Origin of the sequence: Desulfovibrio sp. (assembly GCF_047607245.1) — a bacterium.
Taxonomy (GTDB): Bacteria; Desulfobacterota; Desulfovibrionia; order Desulfovibrionales; family Desulfovibrionaceae; genus Desulfovibrio.
The window spans coordinates 1-9,057 of sequence record NZ_JASGDK010000058.1; the positions used below are offsets into that span (position 1 = coordinate 1).

Here is a 9,057-nt window from a genome sequence, read left to right on the forward strand (position 1 = left end):
CCGAACTTTGCCCAAGGGCAATGTTGGCAAACGGCCCGGTATGTACAAAAACCGGTTGGCCTTCGATGGTCTGAATAAGGTTGGGTTTCACGGCTTCAACAAGCCATGCGGTCATGGCTCCGGCAACGCCCAGATCGCTCGTAGTTACAGGCTTGCCATTACGATCATGCGCGAGCACCATACGCCCCATGCGTTCACGCAAATCGCCAAGATCGCGAGCGATGGAGAGAATGCACATGACTTCAGAAGCAACGGTAATGTCAAAATGCGAACGCATCATGAAGCCGTCATTACGGCGCCCGTCCCCCTCTATGCCAATAATGATGTTTCGTAGCGCCTGAACACAAAAATCCATTACCCAGCCTGTGTTGACGCGCGTGGGATCAATGTTCAGACGGGCCATTCCTGAAAGCTTTTCAAGCGTGGCGTCATCATAATTGCGCTCATGCTGCATGCGGGCGGTAAGAGCTGTCATACCCAGGTTGTGGGCAGCGCTCACTGCATGCAAATCTCCCGTGAAATTAAGCGAATACGGCGTTAAAGGGATGCACTGCGAAAGACCTCCTCCGGCGGCGGAACCTTTCATGCCCATAGTAGGGCCACCGGATGGCTGGCGGATAGCCGCTGAAGAGCGCTGGCCACGTCTGGCAAGCCCCTGTACCAGACCTATGGTTGTTGTGGATTTACCTTCTCCCAGTGGGGTGGGCGTGATCGCGGTGACATCAATATATTTACCGTTGGGTCGGGTTTCCAGGCGGCGCAGCACTGCATGCTGCTCAATTTTCCCCATATAATGCCCATAGGGCAGCAACTCCGCCTTCTCAAGGCCCAATTCAGATGCCAGCGTTTCAATTGTCTTCATGCGGCTTTCAGCATCCAGGGCAATCTTCCAATCGGGATTCTTTGTTGGATCTAGCGTCATAGCAACTCCAGAATATGGTTTGTTATTTAAATTTTATGCTCAGGCGCAAAGGCTAGCAGCCAATGCAAATAATCTTTGAAGAAATTTCACCAAATAGTAAATCTGCATTTAATATTTCAAACACCATTATACTTTGTTCAACAATTATGGTGTCATAAAAATGCACATTCATATTTATTTAAAATCATGTGCTCATTTTTGCTAACATATATTAAATTGGCATATTCAATTATGTTATATACAAAAATGTGATTTGTACGCCACGTGATCCTGCTTGCGAGGCAACGCCCCCTACGCTAAGTTGATCAGGCTGCTCATTTGAGCAAATAGATACATACGAGGGAGCCCATGCGTCTGACCGCCAAACATGGCAGACTTGCCATTACACTGCAGGTACTGCACCAAGGGCGAGACCTACAGGTCATGTGTAGTGGAGGTCAAGCCCATATTGGAGCTGTTGCCTTGGCCAGCCCGTGTTCACACGATGCCACAAATAAAAAAAATCAGAATGAGTTGCTTACTCTCCCCGGGCACCGCGAAGATTTGTTAGCGGCCCAGATGGCCCACCGCATGGCAACCGAGCTAAATTGCACCGTTTGTGTGAGTGCTGGCATTCATTTTGACTGTATCACCAAAGAAGAAATAGAGCGAGTGCTCAGCCTCGCCGATTCCCTCACGGAAAAATGTATAGCAAGGTTAAAGCAAACTGCGAAGGATTGTTCATGCTGACTGTAAAGGACTTGGAAAACTTAGAAGCCTACATCAATTCCGGCCAATTGGAAGACGACTTTAAAGACGGCTGCGAAAATGACCGCTTTTACCTTCTTGAGCTGCTTGAAAAAATTATGGATGTCGCCGAGCTGGCTGATGCCACAGCTACGAGGCTGATATTCCGGGGTCTACCGATGCCATTGCCTCCTTCCGTGCGGGGAGAGAAAGGCGGCGGGCAGACGCAAGGCTCATAAGCAGCGAAAATATCAGGCCAGCAAAACTCCAGTCACTGACGCCGGTAAGCGCAGCAGTCAATCCAAGGAGGCCTCCTCCCAGAATGGCTATTGCCATGCCCCACGGGTGAAAATGCGCCTTGTTATGCAAAAGCATGCCCACAAAAACGGGGGGCACGACGCCGCATACATAGATATCGTTGGCCATCAGCAGCAAAGACAGAATCCCTTTGCCTGGCAAAGCAAGAATAAGACCCATAACACCAAGAAAAATAAGGCAAAGACGGCAGGTCATTACTCCCGGGCGGCGCAATATGTCATTGCTGCACACAGAGGCTGCAGTAAGCAGGCACGAATCAGCAGCGGAAAAAATGGCACTGAAAATCCCCAGCAGAATGAGCGTTGCCGCCCAGGAAGGCAAATGTATCAGCAATGTTGTGGTCAAAACCTGCTCCGGAGGCGTACCTACAGGCACAAGATCACGACAGGATATGCCAAGAGCCACAATCAGCGCAGCTGTAAGTGTAAGCCCCGCTGCAGCCCAAAGCCCACCTCTGCGTGCCGCTTGCTCGTTGCGAGCAGTAAGCAGACGTCCAAAAAGCATGGGGCAAACCACATAACTTCCGCCAAGAATCAAAAGAAAATAGCGCAATTTTGATATGGGGAACTGCTCATTGAAAACTTCCAGTTTTACAGTGGCAAGGGCCTGTCCTCCACCAAGGTGAAGTGTGAACAAAAGAGCCACCATAAGTGAAAGCAACAGAATACTGAACTGCCAGAGGTCTGTTTTCATTACTGAGGCCTGACCGCCCGCCAGCGTATGACCAACCAATACGATTGCGCCCACAAACATTGCCACATTTTTATCAATACCCGCCAAAGGGGCTATGATGGTAGCCAGCGCACTGAACTGAGCTGCAAGAATTGCCAACCATGCCGTAACAATAATGACAGAAGCCAGCGCACGGCTGGGAGCGCCGAGAAATGTTGTAAGCATTTCCGGCATGGTCATAGCGCCACTGCCGCGTACCTTGCGAGCAAGAAAAATACTTAAAAGAATCAACCCAAGCGAACCTGACATCAGCCACCAGATGGCAGGTGTGCCCACCTGCCACGCAAGACCAGCCATTCCCATCGTGGCGGAACCGCCTACACAGGAAGCGACTATGGACAAGGCAACCAACCTTGCAGAGCTGCGGCGTCCGTTAACAAAATAGGTATCCCTGTCAGGGCTGCGCCTTGCTGTCAGCCACGCATGCAAAAACAGTACTGCTACATAAACGAGTAAAAAAATCACGACAGGTGCGCTCCTTGGCGCAAGGCTCCTTCTATTGCGGCGCAGAGCCTGAACACATCTTCTTTGGGCGTCACATAGGGTGGCATGAGGTAGATAAGTCTGTTGAAGGGGCGTAGCCACACCCCCACATTCACGAAAAATTTCTGTAGCGAGTGTGTGTTAACAGGCTCAAGCATTTCAACAACACCGATTGCTCCAAGAACACGCACATCTGCGACACCAGGCAAGCTCTGACATGGGGCAAGACCTTCACGCAGCGCAGACTCAATGCCGCTTACCTGTTGCTGCCAATGGCCAGATGCAAGTACATCAAGACTGGCGCCAGCTACTGCACAGGCCAAAGCATTAGCCATAAATGTGGGGCCATGCATGAAAACGCCGCCATCCTTACAAATGCCCGTAGCAACACGGCCACTGCAAACCGTGGCGGCCAGAGTGAGCATTCCGCCTGTAAGAGCCTTGCCGCAGCACAGAATATCAGGTTGAACCCCCGCCCATTCAGCAGCGAACATTTTACCCGTGCGACCAAAACCAGTGGCAATTTCATCAAATATTAAAAGTGTGTCAGCCTCGCGGCACAGCTGGGCCAATCCGCGCAGGTATTCGGGATGATAAAACCACATCCCCCCTGCCCCCTGCACTATTGGCTCCAGAATAACTGCTGCGATTTCCTTGCCATGCACAGCCAACATCTGACGGGCATCATTCAGGCATGCGGGATCAAAGGGCTGGTCAAACCGGCAGGAGGGACGCTCCATAAAAAGCTGTTCCGGCAGCATCGCTGCAAAAAGGCTGTGCATGCCAGTCACAGGATCGCAAACGGACATGGCTCCAGTGGTGTCGCCGTGATAGCCTCTGCGTGGCGTCAAAAAACGAGTGCGCTGTGTTTGTCCACTGCTCTGCTGATATTGAAGAGCCATTTTCAAAGCCACTTCAACAGCAACTGATCCGGAATCAGCAAAAAACACCCGCTCAAGTCCGTCAGGCATAATATCAAGTAATCGCTCAGCCAGAGCCACAGCAGGTTCGTGCGTAAGGCCGCCAAACATTACGTGCGGCATGCGCCCGGCCTGGGCATGCAGGGCATCAAGCAGACGGGGATGGTTGTATCCGTGAATGGCCGCCCACCAGGAAGACATGCCATCAACAAGCTCTTTCCCGTCTGTAAGCACGATACGATTGCTGAATGTGCGTTTGACCGCGTTAAGGGGAGGATAAGCTGTAGCTGATGCATAGGGATGCCAGACTGAGCTTCTGTCCCGTTGCACAAGGCTTTCTTCTTCCGACAGCTGCGCTGCAAATTCTTGGCCTGAAGTCGACCAATTGCTGGCTATACGCCTTGCTGCTGGTCTGAGCTGACAAGCCAGCTCTTCCCACCCGGCCTGATTCAACTTTTTTACCCGAGAAATTTCAACCAAAGGAGCCGTACAGCCAAGGCGTTCGAGCTTTTTTCGTATTATGTGAGCGTTGTCTGCCAGCAATCCCGCCACATCAACTCCGGGGCAACCCATTGCAGGGTCAGAGGCTGGCACTAGCGCTATACCTGTCAAAGACAAACCTCGGTACAGTATTGCTTCAACAGAAAGTAAAATATGATTGAGGCCACCAAGATAGTTGCCGCCAACAAGAAAAACAGGCAACCCCAACATGCCCATAAGGTCCAGCATGTCCTCGTCTTCATTAAGAGGAACATGCAGTCCCCCCGCTCCTTCCAATAGAAGCGCTTTGGCTGAAACAGCATCCCAGTGACTGAGAATGTCCTTGCGCAGGTTTTGACAATCCAGTCGCTTTCCTTCTTTGGCCGCAGCAAGGTGGGGAGAGGCTGGCAAACCAAAACAATGAAGCACAGCGGCCGCCTGCAACCCTTCTAAAGGCTCTACTCCTTCAAGGGCTTTGCCATAGAAGCTTGCATCAGACAACTCGGAAGATTCAACTTCTGCTGCCAACACCCCAGTTTGTATGGGTTTGACAGCCTGCACGGCAAAGCCTGCCTGCCGCAATTCGCGCAACAAAGCGCCAGTGCATACAGTCTTGCCGACATCAGTGCCTGAACCAGCTACAAAAATTCCAAGAAGCGGTTTGCCGTCAGATGGCAAGGGGCCATGCTCAGTACTGTTTGTCACAGTCGATCTCCAATCCAAGAGCCTGAATCATCGCAAGATCATCAATCAGGCCGCGTCCATGCGTGGTCAAATAGTCGCCAGTCATAAGCGCATTTGCGCCAGCAGCGAAAATTTCATTTTGTCTTTGCCCGAGCACAAGAGGCCTTCCACCGCACACACGCAAGGTAGCCGTAGGCAGGATGTGTCTGAAAAGCGCAATGATACGAAGGCCTTCACTCGCAGAGAGAGGTTCCCGGCTGGCAAGAGGGGTTTCAGGATGCGGATGGAGGAAGTTGATGGGAACATGCCCCACCCCCAATTCCTTAAGACTGAAAGCGAAATCAATACGATCCTGCCAACTTTCACCAAGGCCAAACAGGCCGCCTGTACAGGCTGTCATGCCAGCTTGATGGACACGAAGTACAGTGTCTTTGCGTTCATCCCAAGTTTGCGTTGAACAAATGTTGGGGTAATATTGGCGGGAAGTTTCAAGATTGTGATGAAATCGGTCAAGCCCGGCATCAGTCAACTGTTTAAGCTGCTCAGCACTGAGCCTGCCGAGAGAGGCGCAAACGCGTTCGAGCGCATGTTCGGGCAATGAGCGCAGAACTTCCAGCAGGCGTTCGAATTCTTCACCACTAAGAGCACCCCCACTGGTCACAACACCAATGCGGGCCACAGGTTGCTCGACCAGCGCCAGGATACGTTCACGGAGTTCATCCGCAGGCAGTAAGGAGAAAATATCAATGGGGGTATGGTTGTGCCTGCTCTGCGAGCAGAAGCGGCAATCCATCCCGCAGTTTCCGCTACGTGCGTTAATGATAGCGCAGAGGGTCACCTTATTGCCAAAAGTGGCAGCTCGAAGTTTAGTTGCGCTGGCAAACAGCTCATTATCTCGAATTGACAAAAGCTTCAAAGCTTCAGCAGGAGTATTTGCCGGTGTAAATAAAGTCATAGCTAGACCCTTAAACCTGAAATAGCACACGCGAATAAGTGCTATGGATTTTTCAATGTGGTTATTTGTGAAGATACAGGCCGTTCTGAACGCATTAAGGTTGCGCACAAAACAGCCTGTTCAATGCCAGATAACGAGGGAAAACATAATTGAAAGAGCGATAGCGTAGTTTTGAGACCGCCAGCTCCACAACGAAAAGCCCGCCTGAGCGGCGGGCCTGTAAGCTATTGGGCTTTACGCCTCTTTTCCCACAGCTTCATATCCTTCATCTTCTTTCTACGTTCACGCTGCAGAGCTTTGCAAACAAGGGGAGCGTCTTTCTTGAAGCCCCACTTTTCGCGGTATTCTGCAGTGGACATACTGTGTCCGGCGAGGTGACGCTTGGTCAAAATCTTGAAGCTTTTGCCACATTCAAGGCAGGTCACGGATTTTTCTTTAACAGACTTGCGGGCTTCTTGAGCCATTTCAAGGCTGTCCATTTCAGCTGGGGTTTCACCTTCAGCCACTGCGCGGATACCGAGAGCAACCCTCTGAATGAAGGTAGCTATCTCTTCTTCGCTCATCACACGCACACCGGCCTGTGCCCTGGTAATTTCCAGAGCTTCTTTCAAATAGTCGTCCATAGTTACCCCTTAGGTCGTCTTTATGATCCGCCAAACGCGCAACAATGGGGGGCGCGCTTATATTCAAAACAGATCTGTTTTTTTTAATCCACATTCCCAATTGGCAGAACATACACAGGGCTTATTATTTCGTCAATGTACTAATGCGTATTTAAAAAATCATTTGGCAAACATTATTGTAGGTATTTTGAACATATTGCCTCTTATGGTGCAATAGAGTAATAAACTCCACACAAAATATCATGATTTAACGTACAACAGCCCTTCAAAACACCAGTTTTGAAGGGCTGTTGCCATTGTTTTTTGCTGCAATAAAACTAATTATTAATAATAAATCAGTTGCCCTTGAAGACATCAAACCGTGATACAGTACCCAGAAAACGCTGATCCATAAACTGCCAGCTTACGTTTTTCAGGTATGAATCCTTAAGCCCGATCAAACTTTCGGGTACCTGACCAACAACAAACACATTTCTTGCCCGTTCTTCAAAGGCCTTCAACTGGTCAGTCTGGGCAATGGTGAGCACGTCAAGAAAGCCCATTTGTGCGGGAAGGGGTTCCCTGTATTCCAATATAATCTTGTCTGCATTAAAGTTGAAGCGGGCTGTAAAGCCACGCACAAGCCAACGCACTGGTGGCGTTTCAGGCTGTACACCAGCCAACTGCATAAAGGGATCACGGGAACCATCAACAATAAAGGTACTGGCTGAGAATTCTGTTTCGCCAATTATTTCAGTTGCGTGATCAACGCTGAAAGGAGGAGTGGAGTCACTATTCCAGTACCAGCTTTGCGGCAGTTCAGCCTGTGCTACAATTGCCATCGGCGACTGCGGGGTTCCCTGTCCATAGGCTGCCAGCCATACAGATACCGGCAACCCGCCCATAACGCTTGTCCAGGTAAGATTGCACTGCCCCTGCCCGCCCGCCAGCAACGGCATGTCTTTTGCCGTCAAACTGATTGCTGGACGCGCTGTTGATACATAGACAGGCCCAACCATTCCACGTTGCAAGCCAGCGTTGCAGCCGGTAACAAGTGCCACGAGGAGCACTACAAGACAAAGTAGACGCAAATTCTTCATAATTACCTCTTTTGTCATTATTCATTACCGACATTCTGACCAAATGCTCATCGTCATGAAGTTCATAAGGCAGCATATGCGATGCCAGCATGGCTGGCAACGCGCATCAGCAACGAAATACCGTTAACAGAATGTTATTTTTACAAAAAAAGACAATAAAAGCTGTTGTTATTGGGCTGCTGGCGTTCCCTGGCTCTGGGCTTGAGCAGGCTGCTGAGCCGATGGGGATTGTGGGGCCGACGCGCCGCCAGGCAAATAGCTTTGCAGGTCGCGCGACACCTCAAAAGTACGCAATTCTCCCGCAGCGGCCTGGGCAAAAGGCGAATTAGGATAATTGCGTACAACATCTTCTAACAAAGCCTGAGCGCGAGCTGCATCGCCAAGCTTGCGGTAAAGCCGTGCTTCGCGAAATCTTAGCCCTGGGTACTCAGGTGATTGCGGAGGAGCATAGGGGTTATAGCGCTCAACCCATTCAAGGGCCTCAGGCACCCGGTTGGCCACTTCACTTATATCCATAAGCGCGGCCAGGGCATCCTTGATTCGTTGGGGGTCAGCCTTGTCCGAACGCTCTTCTTGAAGCCGAGTGAACAGCTCAAGAACTTTACGGTTCAGGGCGTAGGCATTCTTTATATCCTTTCTGTCTTCAGCGTCGCGTGCCAAGAAGTATGCGGCATACGCCCGCTGATAGAGAGGAATATCCTGTTTTTCAAGCAGTTGTGCCCACATGGCCAGTGCAGGGCCAGTAAGATTGAGATTCTGGGCAGACAGCGCCATAGCATAGTCAAGCTGGTTCCGTAACTGCTTGTTCATAGGCCAGGTAGAAACAAGCTTGCCAAGATCCAGCACTTTATCCCATGCGCCAGCTTTGAGATAGCGGTTGAAAAATTCGGTAAAGGCCGCTTCCCCATAGTTGGGATCCATCGGGCTTTTCAAAAAATCCGCAAGCAAAGCCAGAGCGGCAGCGTCATCACCGCGTTCAAGCAGGCCCTGTGCAAGAACAAAGCGCATGCGTGGATCCGGGTTGCCATACCGCTCGCGAACCAAGGGAAACCCATTCCAGAGGATAAGGATGCGCCCGTAGTTGTTTTCGGCCAACGAATTGGACAACTCTTTCTGAAAGGCTTCCCATATAAGA

Annotated in this window: 8 protein-coding genes; 1 reads left to right on the forward strand and 7 read right to left on the reverse strand. The window is 50.6% G+C overall.

Annotation, left to right across the window (positions count from 1 at the left end):
- The coding region (locus QM579_RS04165) for a formate--tetrahydrofolate ligase (RefSeq protein ID WP_414997949.1) at positions 1-922 on the reverse strand (922 nt) is incomplete at its 3' end.
- A gap of 348 nt (positions 923-1,270) precedes the next feature.
- On the opposite strand from QM579_RS04165, the gene QM579_RS04170 reads away from it, so the two are divergent.
- Positions 1,271-1,651 carry a hypothetical protein gene (locus tag QM579_RS04170; protein WP_414997950.1) on the forward strand — a complete coding sequence of 127 codons (381 nt, stop codon included), beginning with the start codon at positions 1,271-1,273 and terminating at the stop codon, positions 1,649-1,651.
- 147 nt (positions 1,652-1,798) lie between these two features.
- On the opposite strand, the gene QM579_RS04175 is transcribed toward QM579_RS04170, so the two are convergent.
- The 6 genes from QM579_RS04175 to QM579_RS04200 form a co-directional block, all read right to left on the reverse strand.
- Positions 1,799-3,163, reverse strand: coding sequence for a sodium:solute symporter family protein (locus QM579_RS04175; protein ID WP_414997951.1), 1,365 nt, complete (start codon positions 3,161-3,163; stop codon positions 1,799-1,801).
- Positions 3,160-5,286 carry an adenosylmethionine--8-amino-7-oxononanoate transaminase gene (gene bioA / locus QM579_RS04180; protein WP_414997952.1) on the reverse strand — a complete coding sequence of 709 codons (2,127 nt, stop codon included), beginning with the start codon at positions 5,284-5,286 and terminating at the stop codon, positions 3,160-3,162. Before bioA ends, QM579_RS04175 begins: the two co-directional genes overlap by 4 nt.
- Positions 5,270-6,328 (reverse strand): biotin synthase BioB, encoded by a 1,059-nt coding sequence (bioB, locus tag QM579_RS04185; RefSeq protein WP_414997953.1) that lies wholly within the window; start codon positions 6,326-6,328, stop codon positions 5,270-5,272. Before bioB ends, bioA begins: the two co-directional genes overlap by 17 nt.
- A 116-nt stretch (positions 6,329-6,444) precedes the next feature.
- Positions 6,445-6,843, reverse strand: coding sequence for a MucR family transcriptional regulator (locus tag QM579_RS04190; protein ID WP_414997954.1), 399 nt, complete (start codon positions 6,841-6,843; stop codon positions 6,445-6,447).
- A 335-nt stretch (positions 6,844-7,178) separates the two neighbouring features.
- The gene (locus QM579_RS04195; protein ID WP_414997955.1) at positions 7,179-7,922 is read right to left on the reverse strand and encodes a DUF4851 domain-containing protein; all 744 of its coding nucleotides are present in this window, start codon (positions 7,920-7,922) and stop codon (positions 7,179-7,181) included.
- A gap of 168 nt (positions 7,923-8,090) precedes the next feature.
- Positions 8,091-9,057 (reverse strand): tetratricopeptide repeat protein (locus QM579_RS04200; protein WP_414997956.1); only part of this gene is annotated, 967 nt, incomplete at its 5' end.